The following is a 15,094-nucleotide window of genomic DNA, read 5'->3' as shown; positions in this document are numbered from 1 at the left end:
TCGAATCAAAATGCAATCCAGCGTACAACTGTACACTTAACGCATTGTTTCCTATACTAGAGCTACTTTACAACAATAAATACTACATGATGGCTGGCACTCGCGCACTACAAAAAGAAAAAACTCGACAGGCAATTATCCAGGCCGCGCTTGCTCATTTATCGGCAGATCATAGCTTTTCAAGCATGAGTCTACGCGAAGTTGCCCGAGAAGCAGGTATCGCTCCAACCTCCTTCTATCGCCACTTTGATGATATGGAGGCCCTGGGTTTAACCTTGGTCGATGAATCTGGCGTCACTCTGCGCAAGCTTATGCGTAAAGCTCGAAGTCGAATCGAGCTTAATGGTAGCGTGATCCAAACCTCAGTCGATACCTTCATGGAGTTTGTTGAAAAGAATCCTAACATCTTTAGATTACTGCTTCGTGAAAGAACCGGGATTTCCCCTGCTTTTCGTGATGCTGTCGCCCGAGAGATTCAGCACTTCAAAGAAGAGTTAAGCGATTACTTGGCACAAGAATCAAATTACAACCAGGAGCAAGCTTTCACCATTGCTGAAGGGTTAGTTACACTGGTTTTCAATGCTGGCGCAGAGTTTCTCGATCTCGGGCCAGCTGAACGCGAAGCATTAAAAGAGCGCACCACGATGCAATTGCGATACTTATCATTCGGTGCGAAAGCAATGCACCTTGGAAAAGTCGCTGACGGGAACGCTAAAGCGAGTTAAAGAAGTCCTCGACTTGCTGGCAGACATAGTTTAATTGCTCACTAGTAACATCCAAGTGCATTACCCAGCGCATATTTTCTCCTGGAATAATGCGAACTTCTTTTTGCTCCAAATAGGCAGCGAGTTTCTGAGCTGTCTCAAGTTCAGTTTTGATAAAGACCATATTGGTTTGAACCAAGTCCGGCTTGACACTTAATTGCTCAAATTTAGATAAGCGCTCAGCTAAAATTTTAGCCTTGGCATGGTCTTTGGCTAAGCGATCAACATGGTTCTCAAGCGCGAAAATACCAGCAGCAGCTAACACACCAGCTTGGCGCATGCCACCACCAACCATTTTGCGCCAACGCCGCGCCCATTTAATGGTATCTTTATCCGCGCACAGTACTGAACCCACAGGTGCCCCCAAGCCTTTAGAAAGGCATATAGAAACCGAGTCCGAATACTGCGCCAAGTCCTTAAGCTCACAACCAAGAGCGACCGTTGCGTTGAAAGCTCTCGCTCCGTCTAAATGCAAGCCTAACCCTTTATTCTGAGCAAACTGGTAAGCTTGTTGCATGTACTCCAGCGGGATCACTTTGCCGTTATGTGTGTTTTCAAGACACAAGAGCTTTGTCCTTGCAAAGTGATAGTCGTCTTTTTTGATCACCTTCTCGACCTTCGCTAGATCGAGCGTACCATCTGGCTCAACAGCGACGGGCTGAGGCACAATACTACCCAAGACCGGCGCACCGCCCGCTTCGTATAAATAGGTATGGTAATCCTGCCCCACAATGTACTCTTCGCCTCGTTGGCAGTGAGCGAGTAAGCCGACAAGATTCGACATGGTTCCAGAAGGGACAAACAAAGCATCAGCTTTTCCCGACATCTCAGCCATCAATGCCTCTAAGCGGTTAACGGTTGGATCGTCGTGAAAAACATCGTCGCCTACCGCCGCTTTTGCCATCACTTTGCGCATCGCTTCGGTCGGCTGCGTCACTGTATCACTTCTTAAGTCGATCATATTTGCCTCTTAACTGTTTAAACCAGCTGCCATTGACTATCTTAGCCTGCCATTATGCATAAATATCGTGACTGATTGAACCCATAAAATCAAACCGTTAAATGTTAACTCCAGCACTCTCTGTGCCACTCAAATTTCTCTAATAAATACATTTAGGCTACAATGAATAAAAACTAACAATGATTTCTCATGACAAACGAATTGTCTACCGACATGGAAACGACGGAAACCTACGAGCTTGATCAACACCTGCCCTATCGCATTGCCGTTATCAGTAATATTTTGCAACTGGGCAGAGATATTGAGATCAGAAAGATCACTGACTTAGGCTCTCGTGAGCTTCGAGTACTACTAAACGTCGGAACTTATACCCCTGTCTCGGCTGCACAGATTGCCTTTCAAACAAAACTCGATAGTTACACTATCAGTCGTGGCGTCAAAGCTCTACTTAATCAAGGATTGATAGAGAAACGAGCACTACCCAATAATAAAAAGGAAAAGCTGCTTTATCTGACGGATAAAGGACAGGCAGTGTATACAAAAGTTACGGCAAGCCTGACTCGCCGTGATGAACAGTTCGCTTCTTTTCTGACGAAAAAACAACGTACCGAATTGATTAAAAACTTAAAAAAGCTAGAGCAGCAAGCGGTAGAGCTATTAGCGCAGCACGCTATCGCTGAGCAAAATGAAGGTATCGAACTTTCAGGCGATCAAAAGGAAATTATCCGCTGGTTTAACAAAATGGACTAGCAAATTTGCTCGTCCATCATGTCCTAACATTCATCAAATAAAGTCGGCAATATCTTGCAACGGCTTTTTAACGGTTGCGTGCACGGGTATGGTTGCGCCCTCGGCAGGATAACCGGTAACCAACAAAATATAAGGTCGATCAGACTTCGGACGATCACAAATCGTATTAAGAAACCCCATCGGCTTCGGGGTATGAGTTAAAGTCACCAATCCACAGCTATGTAACGCATGAATTAAAAAACCAGTAGCGATCCCTACCGACTCAGGCACGTAATAATTCTTACGTTGCTCACCGGCATGAATACCGCCCTTACGCTGTCCAAAAATCGCAATGAGCCATGGTGCTGTCTCCAAGTAAGGCTTATGCGAGTCAGTGCCTAAAGGCTTTAATGCATCAAGCCAAACTTCCCCACCCTTACCTTCATCGTAAAATGCATACTCTTCGCGCTCAGCATGAACCCTAACCTCTTTTTTTACCTCTGGGCTACCGATGACACTAAAATACCACGGCTGATGGTTAGCCCCGCTTGGTGCCGTGCCGGCTGCTTTAATACAGTTCTCAATAATTTCACGAGGTACTGGCTTATCCGAAAAATCTCGAACCGTATGGCGGCGCTTAATTTCCTCATAAAAGGTCTGTGATCGCTTCAGCATTTCATCCGTCGGATACTCTTGGTAATCAGGAAGGATAATATTGTCATGGTCTTGCATTTAGACGCGTCTCTTTTATTCACTACTGAGCAGAATACTAACCACTTATAATTGCACTTGCAACATTTTATCACCAAATATATTTTCTATCAGGCACAAAAAAGGCGCCATTAAGGCGCCTTTTTAGCTCAGCATCAAAGATTAGACATTGATAAGTTCTAACGCTTTATTCAAAGTAGCGCTTGGGCGCATCGCTTCTGACGCTAGCTTGTGATCCGGAGAGAAGTAACCACCGATATCCATAGCTTGACCTTGAACTTTATTCAACTCGTCGACAATAACCTGCTCTTTCTCGGCAAGTTCTTCCGCAAGTTTGGTAAACTGCGCTTTCAACTCAGCATCGTCATTCTGAGTAGCCAATTCTTTTGCCCAATACATGGCTAGGTAGAAGTGACTGCCTCGGTTATCAAGCTCATTAACTTTACGCGATGGTGATTTACCATTTTGCAATAAAGCTTCCGTTGCAACATCTAACGCATCTGCTAGCACCTGCGCTTTCTTGTTGCCATTCTTTTCAGACATATGCTCAAGAGACACGCCTAGCGCCAAGAATTCACCCAGTGAATCCCAACGTAAGTGATTTTCTTTCATGAACTGCTGAACGTGTTTTGGCGCAGAACCACCAGCACCTGTTTCAAACAAACCGCCACCATTCATCAAAGGAACAATCGATAGCATCTTCGCACTCGTACCCAACTCTAAAATAGGGAACAAGTCAGTTAAGTAATCACGTAACACGTTACCTGTGACAGAAATCGTATCCTCGCCATTTTTAACGCGCTTCAGGGTAAAGTGAGTCGCTTCAATCGGAGATAAGATATGGATATCCAAACCGTCTGTATCATGATCTTTTAAGTAAATTTCTACTTTTTTGATCAGTTCTGCATCATGCGCACGCTCACTGTCTAACCAGAAAACGGCTGGTGTACCAGTGGCGCGAGCACGGTTTACAGCAAGCTTCACCCAGTCTTGAATCGGCGCATCTTTAACCTGGCACATTCTCCAGATATCGCCTTCTTCAACAGCGTGTTCTAGCAATGTTGTACCTGAAGCATCAACCACACGAACAGATCCGCTGCCAGCAATTTCAAATGTCTTATCATGAGAGCCGTACTCTTCAGCTTTTTGTGCCATCAAGCCTACATTTGGAACAGTACCCATAGTTGTTGGATCAAATGCCCCATGCTCTTTACAGAAATCGATTGTAGCTTTGTAAACACCAGAGTAACTGCTATCTGGAATCACAGCTTTAGTATCTTTGGTATCACCATCAGGCCCCCACATTTGACCAGAGTTACGAATCATCGCTGGCATAGACGCATCAATAATAACGTCACTAGGAACATGTAAATTAGTAATACCGTTATCAGAATCAACCATCGCTAACTCTGGGTTTTGCTCATAAACTGCTTTAATGTCAGCTTCAATCGCTTCACGTGTATCTTGAGGAATTTTATCTAAGCTACTGATTAAATTACCAAAGCCATTATTGACATTGATACCAGCTTGCTCTAATACAGGCGCATGTTTCGCAAAAACATCTTTAAAGAAGACTTTAACCGCATGCCCAAATATAATCGGATCTGACACTTTCATCATGGTTGCTTTCATGTGAAGTGAGAACAGAATACCTTGCTCTTTCGCTTCAGCAACCTGCTCTTCCAAGAAACTCACCAAGGCAGACTTGCTCATTACTGACGCATCAATCACTTCGCCTTGTTGGATAGGGAAAGCTGGTTTCAACTCTGTCACATCACCATTGTCAGCAACAAATTCAATTTTCACATCGGTAGCCGCATTTAATGTTGTCGACTTCTCATTAGAGCGGAAGTCGCCTGAGGTCATACTGGCAACATGTGACTTAGAATCTTTCGACCAAGCGCCCATTTTATGTGGGTTTTTCTTAGCGTAGTTTTTAACCGCCTTTGGCGCACGACGATCTGAATTACCTTCACGCAAAACCGGGTTTACCGCGCTGCCTTTAATTTTGTCATAACGAGAACGAATATCACGCTCAATATCAGACGATGGGCTATCAGGATAATCTGGAAGTGCATAACCTTTGTCCTGCAATTCTTTAATTGTCGCTTTAAGCTGCGGCATTGATGCACTAATGTTTGGTAATTTAATAATATTTGCGTCTGGCTTTTTAACCATTTCGCCAAGCTGCGCTAAAGCATCAGGAATACGCTGCTCTTCCTTTAGGTACTCAGGGAAGCTTGCTATCACACGGCCAGCTAGTGAGATGTCGCTCGTTTCGACACTGATACCCGCAGCTTTAGTGAAAGCTTCGATAATTGGCAGGAAAGACTTAGTCGCCAGTGCTGGCGCTTCATCAGTGTGAGTGTAAATAATCTTTGATGTTGTCATACAGTTTCCTAAGAGTCTTTGCAATCCAAACAGATTTTTAGATACGCCATCCAGTTGCCCATGACGCTATCTTTATGAATGAAGTGCGCGACATTATACGCGAAAACAAAAATTCCTGCATGCTCAATAGACCAAAGTTTATTCACATTTGTCATGAAACTCGATGCGTAAATGGTTACAATGCCAAGACTTTTATAAACTGGCTAATTTTCAATCAACCATGAGTCAATTGGTTCTCCTCAACAAGCCTTACAACACACTGTGTCAGTTCACTGGCGAAGATGGTGACTCGACCCTTGCCGATTATGTTGACATTAAAAAGGTTTACCCCGCTGGACGACTCGACAAAGATTCAGAGGGACTATTGCTTTTGACGGATGATGGCCAGCTTCAGCATCAAATCGCCAACCCAAAGAAGAAAATGAGCAAAACCTACTGGGTTCAGGTTGAAGGCGCCCCCAGCGACGAGGGTTTGGAACCCTTACGCCATGGCGTCGAGATCCAAAAGTACACCACAAAGCCTGCGAAAGTGAGAATAATTGATGAGCCCAGCGTTTGGCACAGAGAGCCTCCGATACGTGAACGTAAAAATGTGCCTGACACCTGGCTAGAGTTAACCCTTAAAGAAGGGAAAAATAGACAAGTAAGACGTATGACAGCGGCTATTGGTTTCCCTACTCTACGTTTAATACGCGCGAGTATTGGCCCCTGGACTATCGGGGATTTACAACCCGGCGAGTACAAAGTTATAGAGGTAGAGCCTCCCCGAGGCGCAAAAACCTCATCACATAACCCTACACATAATCAACGCAAAAGGTTCAGTAAACCCCGTAAATAAGCTATCATACGCGCTCTACTATCTTGGGTACGAAGCATGTTACCGATCCACGTCACGGTTGCCGCAGTTATTGAATCTCACGGCAAATTTTTAATGGTTGAAGAGCACACCTCAAATGGTGGCATTGCCTTCAATCAACCCGCTGGGCATTTAGATCCTGATGAAAGTATTGAGCAGGCTGTTATCCGAGAAGTTCGAGAAGAAACTGGGCTCGACTTTGAACCGGAAGGCTTGGTTGGCATTTATACTCTAAACCCTGCGGGGAATGGCCATTACTACCAGCGCTTTTGTTTTACAGGCTCAGTCAACGGTAACCTTGAAACATCGCCCCAAGATCCCGATATTATTGCTGCGCACTGGATGAGCTTAGAAGAAATCATCAATTGCATGAATGCGCACCGGAGCGGTTTAATCGTGAAATGCTTGCAGGATTACTTAAACGGTTACCGATATCCTCTAGACGTCCTTCATTACAGTGGAGACGAAGATTTATTGCAGCAGCAGAGTTTAAATTTTTTGCATGGCCAGTTATAACCTTATATGAGCATTCAAACACAAACCCCAGAGAATACTAAAGTTATTGTCGGCATGTCCGGCGGTGTGGACTCTTCTGTCTCCGCTTACCTTCTAAAGCAACAAGGCTATCAAGTCGAAGGCTTGTTCATGAAAAATTGGGAAGAGGATGATGACACTGAGTACTGTTCTGCAGCTGAGGACTTAGCCGATGCTCAGGCCGTCTGTGACAAGATTGGAATTAAACTTCGCACCATCAATTTTGCCGCAGAATATTGGGATAATGTCTTTGAGCACTTCTTAGCCGAATATAAAGCTGGGCGAACGCCTAACCCTGATATTATGTGCAATAAAGAAATAAAGTTTAAAGCGTTTCTCGACTACGCCAAACTTCTTGGGGCTGATTACATCGCCACTGGACACTATGTTCGTCGCGGCCAACAAAATGGTAAAGCGATCCTACTTCGTGGACTTGATAACAATAAAGATCAATCTTACTTTCTCTATGCCGTCGGGCATGAGCAAATTGAAAAAACGTTATTCCCTGTCGGGGAACTGGAAAAACCAGAAGTCAGACGAATCGCTGAAGAACAAGGATTTGTCACTGCTGAGAAAAAAGACAGTACGGGGATATGCTTTATTGGCGAAAGAAAGTTTACTGACTTTTTACAGCAATACCTTCCCGCTCAGCCTGGTAACATCGAAACCCCAGAAGGCGAAGTTATCGGCCAACATAACGGCTTGATGTACCATACTCTCGGGCAGCGGAAAGGACTTGGTGTTGGTGGTCTTAAGGATGCTCCCGAAGAGCCTTGGTTTGCGGCGAAAAAAGATTTAGAACGCAATGTTTTGATCGCCGTACAAGGGCATGAACACCCGCTATTGATGAGTCAGTCGCTGGTCGCTAAACAACTTGACTGGGTAGCGAAAGAGCCACCAGCAGAGAGCTTTAGCTGCACCGCAAAAACTCGCTACCGCCAGGCAGATGTCGACTGTACCGTAAGCCGTTTGAAAGATGGGCAGTGGCTGGTAGAATTCTCCAAACAACAACGTGCCGTTACTCCTGGACAGTCTGTCGTATTTTACGATGGTGACATTTGTCTTGGTGGCGGCATCATAGAAAGCATTCAACAATAATATGACACAATATAATTTCTCAGACTCAGTGATTGCTTTAGCGGGCGTTTGCCAAGCAATTAGCTGCGTAAAAAGCATCTCAAAAGACGGACAAGCTGACCCAATTGATATGGAGGTTATGTTTGAAAGCTTGCTTAAAACAGAATCTGACAATACAGAGTCGATTTTTAATGGGCATAAATACCTTACAACAGGATTTCAAACTTTAATCGACTTACTTTCGGGCCCTCGTACTGATGCCGACCTTAGCCGTTATTTGGTGAGTATCTTAAGCTTGCAGAAACGCTTTTCAAATGACTCAAACATGCAACAAGTTATGAGCTCAAGAATCGCGCAAGCCAAAAGACTCTATGACTATCAAGAGAAGATCGATCAAGACTTGATTGATCAGCTAGCCCATATTTATAAGGACACTATCTCTACTTATCCGACGAAGATACAAGTGACAGGAAATAGCCAGTACTTGCAACAAGCGGCTAACCAATCCAAGATACGGGCACTACTGTTATCAGCCATCAGAAGTGCTGTTCTATGGCATCAGGTAGGTGGAAAAAAGAGACATTTCTTATTCTCAAAGGCTAAAATCGTTGATACGGCCAAAGCTTTTCTAGCGTAAAGCTTCGAGAGCTCTAGTCCAAAGAGCACTTATAGTCTTCTACCTTCAATATAACGGGCTCCCAGTATGCGCCGCCTCGAGTTTTATAGCGCTTGTTTCGATCAAATTTTGCTCCTATAAAATACCTTTTATCTGATTCAACAATTAAGTCTAGCATTTTACTCTCGCGATAAAAGCGCTTACTGGTATTAATACTAGGAAGCAACTCTTTAGCTGGGATTTTGTCATAAAGCTTCAGGCTATGCTGACCAGCTTTAAGTTGATGTATTGTCTTGCTGATAAGAACACTTTCACCATCAATTTGACTCGCTTCTACATTGTATATATCTTGCACGAGCTTTGGAGTGAATAAGAAAGTAACCACGCCACAACCAGACAATTTAGGTTTAGTTGCATCGTTAACTGTCAAATACCAACTAGGGATGGTGGTTGGCTCTATTTCTGTTGCAAAAGAGTATAGTTCATCATTACGCATTACTTGAACCTGGACATGGTCACCCTCTTCGACGCTCAGTGTTGCTAGTTTATTTTTATAAAGCTCTCCATTTAGAGTAATACCTACAACTCTATCTCCTTTCATAAGTCCCAAACGATCAGCGTTACTATTTGCATCTACACTAATCACTACTTGATCTGACTGATCTATAGAAAGCCCCAGTTCATACATTTCTAAAGGGGCTTGCATTACCTCAAAACCAAATCGCATCCCTGCATGTTCAGATTCAACTCTATAAATTTCGGCTAATTTTTTATTGACTCGAAGCTCTAGTTGCCGCAACAGTTCTTTGCCCTTGGAGGATGAAATATTATTTATCAGCTTAACTTTCTTAAGGGTAGTAACGTCTTCACTGCCCGGGTCCGATAAAAGCTTCCAACTAGGAAAATTAATATTTTGAATTTTTAAAGATGACTCTATACGCTCCCCAGCCCTTAGCAACAAGAGTCGAACCTGATCTCCTTCAGACATTTTGACTTTTGAGAAATTATCTAAATATAGCTCTTCACCTACCCATAACTTCTGTAACCGGTCCCCTGATATAACACCCAATTGTTGCGCAATACCATTAGCAGATACTGACAAAACCAAATTTGAGCTAGCTTCAATAACTGCACCAAGAGGTGTTGTACCTCGACCATGTTTTAGCAGACTTACACTCCAATCATTATTACCTTCAAGTTTTCCAACCTGTGAAAGTGAATGACTTATATCTTGCCTAATATCTCCGAGTAAAGCCTTACTCTTATTATCTGATAACTCACTAGCATAGACGCTATAAGAAAAAAAAATTACGATCAGAAAAATAACCCTAATCAAAGTTTTCATAAGTTAAATCCTAGCCACTATATATTGATTACTGTAAACCGCTCTCAAACTTTGAATATTCTTTAAACGCTCTTTCCACAATACTACCGCTCTTTGCTCATCATCGCCTGACTCACTTTGATAGTGAGCATTAAGCAATTGATCAATCCGCTCAACCTCGCCTCTTAATCTAACCACTTCTACATATTGAGCTGGACTGAGGGTTGTTGGGTCATACTGTGAAATATCATGTTCGATAACATTAGATTGAGATATTAACGTAGAAGTCTCTGTGTCTGATAAAGTGCTATCAACAGCTTGATTTAGAGTGTTAGTCTCAAAAAAAACACTTATTATGAAGAAAGTAACAACAAATATAGAGGCAACTAGTCCTATCATTGTTTTGTTATTTTCATAAAAACCGGACTCAGGCAGGTTTTTACTAAGATTCTCCTGAAAAACAGCATCTTGTTCAATTGATGGCTCTTTCTTGTCCAGCTCCTGAGACAAAGCAAATAAAGCATCCTTGATTACTGTATCATCACGCTTATTACTCATTATGATCACCTACTTTTTTGCCGCTGTAACGCTCGTCAGCTGCCAAAGTCTTTAAAGATTTCATAGCCCTACTGAAAATAATTCTCGAATTTTGCTCGCTAATATTAAGTTGATTTGCAACTTCCGAATGACTTAAGCCTTCGATAGCATAAAGCCAAACAACCACCCTCTCTCTCTCTTGAAGGATTGCTAGAAAAGTGTCTAAGTCCCAACCCGGTTTATTGATATGTGATAGTACTTCATCAGTCGCATAATCGAACTCAACCTCATCACCAACATCAACTAACCTTTGGTTTAAGCGAATTAAATCTATAGTAGTATTATAGGTTATGCGCTTAAGCCAACCATTAAACTTAGATATGTCACTTAGACTTGCTATAGTCTTAATCACTTTCAGCATCACCGTCTGTAATACATCGTTCGCTCTGTGCTCATCCCTTAGCATTTGAAAAGCCAAATTAAAAATGGGCGACTTATAAAGTTCATAAATTTGCGTCAAAGCAAACCTATCCCCTTTCTGAGCCTTTTTTATGACTTTTTTTGAGCAGTTCTGATGAAAAGACAAAAAGTTATTCCAATACGCTATTTATATAGGTAAGACGCGGCAATCGAAGAGAATGTGACAAATAAACAACAAAAAAACGATTACTCCGTAATAACATACTTTACTAGTGAATCGCCAAGAGTCGTTACAAAAAAGCCCCTAGGAAAGGGGCCTTTAGAACAAATTAGACCGCTGAAGGCCATAGCCAAGTATAGGTCGCGGCAATAACAGCACTATAAATAACTGCATCAACCAGATACTTTACTGTCACTAACCAGGGGTGTCCAAACCATATACTGTATGGAATAGACGCCCAGCCAAAACACATAAAGCCAGCAACAAATAACACCTGAAAAATATCAACTGCTACAGCACTTTTAGATAGTGTCAGGCAGCCAATAACGGCTACCAACAGGCTACCGATAACAAAAAATAAGAACTGTTGAATAAGGAGTTTTCCCATTGGCGGAAGCCCATTATTCATAACCGTTACAATGGCTATAGGACCTTTTTTAAAGCGGGCCTGTACCGCAGGGTCATTCATTTCATTAAAGTCAGCACAGTGTGGCAGTGTGTAAAATCCAGGCTTGTCACCAGACTGCTCGATGGCGTTAGATATTCCATCCTCGTCATTAAGCTTTTTATAATCCGTATTATGATACTTAATGACCATATGGATAAGCGCACTCGCTATCCAAGCGAATAAACCACTCAATAAAATTGGTAGCCACAACTCTATAATAGAAACACCCATAAATCCCCCTAAATGATTTAACCTACTCAAATATAGCATAATTTAAACGCTGAGCACTCACAATATCAACAAAAAAGCCGGGGACAACCCCGGCTTTAGAAGTATGATTACGCTTAATTAGCTAGCGAATAACGGTTATAGTTGGTGATGTCCAAGACTCAAAGTCTGGATAAGACTGACCATCACCTCCTAACTTATCAAACTCTAAACGAATATAATAAGTACCTGCTGGAGCAAGCTCGCCGCTTTCTAAAGTTCCATCCCATTGCGCAAAATCAATACCGGTAGCAACGCCGCTGTTACGCACCCAGTATTCAAATGACTCAAGAGACTGTAAGCCAGTAAAGCGATCTTTAGCCCAAGCAACAGTTTTGCCATGGGAATCAATAATTCGCGCACGGTATTTCCTTAACATTGGGAAACCTTGTGACAGCATCACAAAAGCAGTGTCGTCATATTTGTCATCGTTAGAAAAGTCGAGCGTTAACTCTTTACTTGGGCCAATTGACCAGCCACAAGAACCAGGACGTGGATCACGACAGCAAGGAGCTTGAGTTGGTGGAGGACCGCTACAAAACGGGCGTGTTTCTGGACGTAATGATGGGTTATCTAGACTCTGATTAAACTCTTTAAAAGTCGGATTGAGTGCTGGTAGTTGATGGTAGTCACCCGATAACCCCAAATAAGGAATTCTAACTTCATCTCCTTCCTTTGGCGTTAAAACAATCCATCCAGATACAATTGACCCTTGCGGCAATTCTGGAGAATCAACAAAAGAGACTTCAAAAGAAGACTGCCCCTCTGCTGGAACTAAAATTTCTTTTTTCCACAAGCTTAAAGAAATGGATGCTGTGCGAGGAACCCAAAAAGCATTCATTGGAGGTGCAACACTTAAAGCTGGCTCGTATGAGATGTTATAAGCCATATCAGTCGAACTTTTATTTTCAACAGTTAAACGTTGCGTTTTTGCAGCACCATTTAGATCCCCTAGTGAAATCTTAGCAGGCTCAACTTTTAGAAGGCTCGCAAGAGCTCTTGAAGCATTGACCATGCCTGCACCTTGCTGTGCAATTGGATGAAGCCCAAGGTTAATGTCAGAATTGTACTGAGCTGGCAAAGCTGAACTCATTAAAACTCGACGGACATCATGTGCTTTTAGACTTGGATCTGCAGATAGCATGAGAGCAGCGATGCCAGCGACATGGGGAGCAGCCATCGAAGTACCGTTGTTTAGACCATAACCACCAGCATAACTTGGAAGTGTTGAAAATATGAAACCACCCGGCGCCATAACATCTGGCTTAAGATCAAGTTCATGACTAGGCCCCCAGGAGCTAAAGTATGCAGGTAAACCTCCAAAAATAAATTCTTGTGAGTAATAATGTCCCCAAGACAAAGAAATACCATCTTGTAAAGTGGAAAGTGTTTTCCCATCTTTAGCACGGATAACGGTAGCTGGGATTTTTATAGCCTCATTATAGCTGCTGAAAGGCGAGGCCCAACGCTCTGGATTCCAAGAGTCTTGCCACCAAATAGCTGCTTCCGCCCCCGCATCGGCAAGGTAGTTTATTGCAGTGTAAGGCCGACATCTAAAGTGCCCTCTCTCAACAAGAACAATTTTTCCCTCGTAAGAAACACCTTCTGGAGCTGGGTTACAGCTTGCTTCTCCGACGTTCACTAACTCATAGGTACCGTCACCAGGAACTGGCTCAGCTTTATACATAGAGCGAAAAGGAATAAGCTCACCTTGTGAGTTCTTAAATGCCAATTCTGTAACATCATCATTATAAGCAGCACCAACGGCAATGGCGTCGCGAGCAATGGCAGGACTGCCGGGTAAGAATGGCCCAGCTAATGTATTGCCTATTGCAACAACTGGTACAACTCCTTGCTTAATCATCCGATCAGCAGCACGCGAAATAAGCCCATTCTTTATCACTTCTGCTCGATTACTTCCCCAGCTCATATTGACTACATTAGCGCCATCTTTAACAGCTTGCTCCATTGCTGCTATCAGAATATCTTCGGTAGTATATGGGTTCTCAGTACCAAAAATTCTATAAATACTAAGCTTTGCATCAGGGGCGACTCCAACCATGATGTCATCTTCACCCGCAGCAATACCTGCAACATGGGTACCATGCATAGCGGCTATACCGTAGCGATCATCATAGGGATCAGCGTCATTGTCTGCAAAGTCATAACCAGCCACAATTTTTTCACTAGGAAAGCCTGAGCCACCAAAAGCTTTGTGGTTATAGTCGATACCACTATCAATAATAGCAATAACGACACCCTCGCCTGTTATTCCTGCTTTATGCGCCTCAGCCACCCCCGTCAGTTCAGTAACGGTTACTGTTTCTCGATTAACCTGTTTCGTTTCAGATGGAATTGGAGAGTGTCCGCTCATAACCTGATACACAGGGTATGTGGCATGAACCATATCTAAAGTTTTAATCTTAGCTAGATCATTTTTAGATATTTCAATCGATAAACCATTATAAAGAACATCATAAGTGTGTCGTACCTGGAGCTTTATACCTGCATGGTTAGCAGCAGATAGAAAACTTGAACGCTCCTTTGACAGCTTTTTCAGGTATACACTCTGTCTTTTCTTACTTATCTTTACTTCTGACAGTGGTTTGCTAACCAGCTCAATAAACAATACCTGTTTGCCATTGCTCATTGCTGGTTGCAGTTCTTGACCATATGTTTCTATGTCAAATCCCTGACTATTTATGGCCTTACTCTGATTAGAACTAAAGCTGAAAGCCAGCATTACTACCATCAACCAACTTTTTGTAAATGAGATTTTCATATAGACTCTGTTATCCTACGTATAAACACTAGTGAATTTTCAATGCTAATGTTTTAGGCACAAGACAACTATCGGGGAATCCCCTATTTATTGAATGGTCTGAGCAGTGCGTGTTGGCAGGAAAGCGTTCATATAACGCTTAAGATATTGCGTGTAATCATTATTTTAAGGCAAACATCCTTTGCTTTACTCACTCCCTCGAAAATCCCATTGCCCCCCCAGAGACGATGGGAATGCTGTAAAAGCAGGATGGGGTTTTCAGCGAACATGTGGGCTTTACAATTTCTACAAGTAATAAAAAAAGCCACCCGAAGGTGGCTTTCTTTTATATAAGCGCTTGGCGATGACCTACTCTCACATGGGGAAGCCCCACACTACCATCGGCGATGAGTCGTTTCACTTCTGAGTTCGGCAAGGGATCAGGTGGTTCCAACTCTCTATGGTCGCCAAGCAAAAA

Annotated in this window: 14 protein-coding genes and 1 rRNA gene; 6 read left to right on the top strand and 9 right to left on the bottom strand. The window is 42.9% G+C overall.

Annotated features, from left to right (window positions below):
• Nucleotides 1-89: 89 nt before the first annotated feature.
• Nucleotides 90-725: an HTH-type transcriptional repressor FabR gene (fabR, locus tag ABD943_RS00075; RefSeq protein WP_345292662.1), complete on the top strand. Its 636-nt coding sequence runs from the start codon at nucleotides 90-92 to the stop codon at nucleotides 723-725.
• On the opposite strand, the gene ltaE is transcribed toward fabR, so the two are convergent.
• Entirely contained in the window at nucleotides 712-1,725 is a 1,014-nt protein-coding gene (ltaE, locus tag ABD943_RS00070; RefSeq protein ID WP_345291165.1) for a low-specificity L-threonine aldolase, read from the bottom strand. The genes fabR and ltaE overlap by 14 nt on opposite strands.
• Before the next feature lie 189 nt (nucleotides 1,726-1,914).
• Here ltaE and ABD943_RS00065 point away from each other — a divergent pair, with 189 nt between their 5' ends.
• Nucleotides 1,915-2,475 (top strand): MarR family winged helix-turn-helix transcriptional regulator, encoded by a 561-nt coding sequence (locus tag ABD943_RS00065; protein WP_345291164.1) that lies wholly within the window; start codon nucleotides 1,915-1,917, stop codon nucleotides 2,473-2,475.
• Between the two features lie 33 nt (nucleotides 2,476-2,508).
• Here the strand turns inward: ABD943_RS00065 and ABD943_RS00060 are convergent, their stop codons facing one another.
• Nucleotides 2,509-3,186 (bottom strand): nitroreductase family protein, encoded by a 678-nt coding sequence (locus ABD943_RS00060; RefSeq protein ID WP_345291163.1) that lies wholly within the window; start codon nucleotides 3,184-3,186, stop codon nucleotides 2,509-2,511.
• 141 nt (nucleotides 3,187-3,327) lie between these two features.
• On the bottom strand, nucleotides 3,328-5,556 hold the full coding sequence (locus ABD943_RS00055; RefSeq protein ID WP_345291162.1) for an NADP-dependent isocitrate dehydrogenase: 2,229 nt from the start codon (nucleotides 5,554-5,556) through the stop codon (nucleotides 3,328-3,330).
• Nucleotides 5,557-5,776: 220 nt separating this feature from the next.
• Here ABD943_RS00055 and ABD943_RS00050 point away from each other — a divergent pair, with 220 nt between their 5' ends.
• Genes ABD943_RS00050 through hflD form a run of 4 tightly spaced genes read left to right on the top strand, consistent with a single transcriptional unit; the run spans nucleotide 5,777 to nucleotide 8,660 of the window.
• The gene (locus tag ABD943_RS00050) at nucleotides 5,777-6,394 is read left to right on the top strand and encodes a pseudouridine synthase (protein WP_345292661.1); all 618 of its coding nucleotides are present in this window, start codon (nucleotides 5,777-5,779) and stop codon (nucleotides 6,392-6,394) included.
• Between the two features lie 36 nt (nucleotides 6,395-6,430).
• A complete protein-coding gene (locus ABD943_RS00045) occupies nucleotides 6,431-6,928 on the top strand; it encodes an NUDIX hydrolase (RefSeq protein WP_345291161.1) in 498 nt (165 codons plus the stop codon).
• 6 nt (nucleotides 6,929-6,934) lie between these two features.
• Nucleotides 6,935-8,044, top strand: coding sequence for a tRNA 2-thiouridine(34) synthase MnmA (gene mnmA, locus ABD943_RS00040; RefSeq protein ID WP_345291160.1), 1,110 nt, complete (start codon nucleotides 6,935-6,937; stop codon nucleotides 8,042-8,044).
• 1 nt (nucleotide 8,045) lies between these two features.
• Nucleotides 8,046-8,660: a high frequency lysogenization protein HflD gene (gene hflD, locus ABD943_RS00035; protein ID WP_345291159.1), complete on the top strand. Its 615-nt coding sequence runs from the start codon at nucleotides 8,046-8,048 to the stop codon at nucleotides 8,658-8,660.
• A gap of 13 nt (nucleotides 8,661-8,673) precedes the next feature.
• On the opposite strand, the gene ABD943_RS00030 is transcribed toward hflD, so the two are convergent.
• The 6 genes from ABD943_RS00030 to rrf all read right to left on the bottom strand — a co-directional run bounded on the left by ABD943_RS00030 (nucleotide 8,674) and on the right by rrf (nucleotide 15,088).
• Complete coding sequence (locus ABD943_RS00030; RefSeq protein ID WP_345291158.1) at nucleotides 8,674-9,984, bottom strand: hypothetical protein; 1,311 nt, start codon at nucleotides 9,982-9,984, stop codon at nucleotides 8,674-8,676.
• Nucleotides 9,985-9,987: 3 nt separating this feature from the next.
• On the bottom strand, nucleotides 9,988-10,521 hold the full coding sequence (locus ABD943_RS00025; protein WP_345291157.1) for a hypothetical protein: 534 nt from the start codon (nucleotides 10,519-10,521) through the stop codon (nucleotides 9,988-9,990).
• On the bottom strand, nucleotides 10,514-11,086 hold the full coding sequence (locus tag ABD943_RS00020; RefSeq protein ID WP_345291156.1) for an RNA polymerase sigma factor: 573 nt from the start codon (nucleotides 11,084-11,086) through the stop codon (nucleotides 10,514-10,516). The genes ABD943_RS00025 and ABD943_RS00020 overlap by 8 nt, the downstream gene beginning before the upstream one ends.
• 163 nt (nucleotides 11,087-11,249) lie before the next feature.
• Nucleotides 11,250-11,819, bottom strand: a complete 570-nt coding sequence (locus ABD943_RS00015; protein WP_345291155.1) for a hypothetical protein — start codon at nucleotides 11,817-11,819, stop codon at nucleotides 11,250-11,252.
• A 121-nt stretch (nucleotides 11,820-11,940) separates the two neighbouring features.
• Nucleotides 11,941-14,637 (bottom strand): S8 family serine peptidase, encoded by a 2,697-nt coding sequence (locus ABD943_RS00010; RefSeq protein WP_345291154.1) that lies wholly within the window; start codon nucleotides 14,635-14,637, stop codon nucleotides 11,941-11,943.
• Between the two features lie 335 nt (nucleotides 14,638-14,972).
• Nucleotides 14,973-15,088: ribosomal RNA gene (rrf, locus tag ABD943_RS00005) — 5S ribosomal RNA — on the bottom strand.
• Between the last annotated feature and the right edge of the window lie 6 nt (nucleotides 15,089-15,094).

The organism is Kangiella marina (assembly GCF_039541235.1).
Lineage (GTDB): Bacteria > Pseudomonadota > Gammaproteobacteria > Enterobacterales > Kangiellaceae > Kangiella > Kangiella marina.
The sequence above is the reverse complement of the archived record's forward strand: the minus strand, read 5'-3'. Positions and strand labels throughout refer to the sequence as shown.

What these genes read in the sequence shown, in the direction of transcription:
- ABD943_RS00050 (WP_345292661.1), top strand. Translation starts at nt 5,777, where the DNA reads ATGAGTCAATTGGTTCTCCTCAACAAGCCTTACAACACACTGTGTCAG.
- mnmA (WP_345291160.1), top strand. Translation starts at nt 6,935, where the DNA reads ATGAGCATTCAAACACAAACCCCAGAGAATACTAAAGTTATTGTCGGC.
- ABD943_RS00060 (WP_345291163.1), bottom strand. Translation starts at nt 3,186, where the DNA reads ATGCAAGACCATGACAATATTATCCTTCCTGATTACCAAGAGTATCCG.
- ABD943_RS00015 (WP_345291155.1), bottom strand. Translation starts at nt 11,819, where the DNA reads ATGGGTGTTTCTATTATAGAGTTGTGGCTACCAATTTTATTGAGTGGT.
- ABD943_RS00045 (WP_345291161.1), top strand. Translation starts at nt 6,431, where the DNA reads ATGTTACCGATCCACGTCACGGTTGCCGCAGTTATTGAATCTCACGGC.
- ABD943_RS00010 (WP_345291154.1), bottom strand. Translation starts at nt 14,637, where the DNA reads ATGAAAATCTCATTTACAAAAAGTTGGTTGATGGTAGTAATGCTGGCT.
- ABD943_RS00055 (WP_345291162.1), bottom strand. Translation starts at nt 5,556, where the DNA reads ATGACAACATCAAAGATTATTTACACTCACACTGATGAAGCGCCAGCA.
- fabR (WP_345292662.1), top strand. Translation starts at nt 90, where the DNA reads ATGGCTGGCACTCGCGCACTACAAAAAGAAAAAACTCGACAGGCAATT.
- ABD943_RS00030 (WP_345291158.1), bottom strand. Translation starts at nt 9,984, where the DNA reads ATGAAAACTTTGATTAGGGTTATTTTTCTGATCGTAATTTTTTTTTCT.
- ABD943_RS00065 (WP_345291164.1), top strand. Translation starts at nt 1,915, where the DNA reads ATGACAAACGAATTGTCTACCGACATGGAAACGACGGAAACCTACGAG.
- ltaE (WP_345291165.1), bottom strand. Translation starts at nt 1,725, where the DNA reads ATGATCGACTTAAGAAGTGATACAGTGACGCAGCCGACCGAAGCGATG.
- ABD943_RS00025 (WP_345291157.1), bottom strand. Translation starts at nt 10,521, where the DNA reads ATGAGTAATAAGCGTGATGATACAGTAATCAAGGATGCTTTATTTGCT.
- hflD (WP_345291159.1), top strand. Translation starts at nt 8,046, where the DNA reads ATGACACAATATAATTTCTCAGACTCAGTGATTGCTTTAGCGGGCGTT.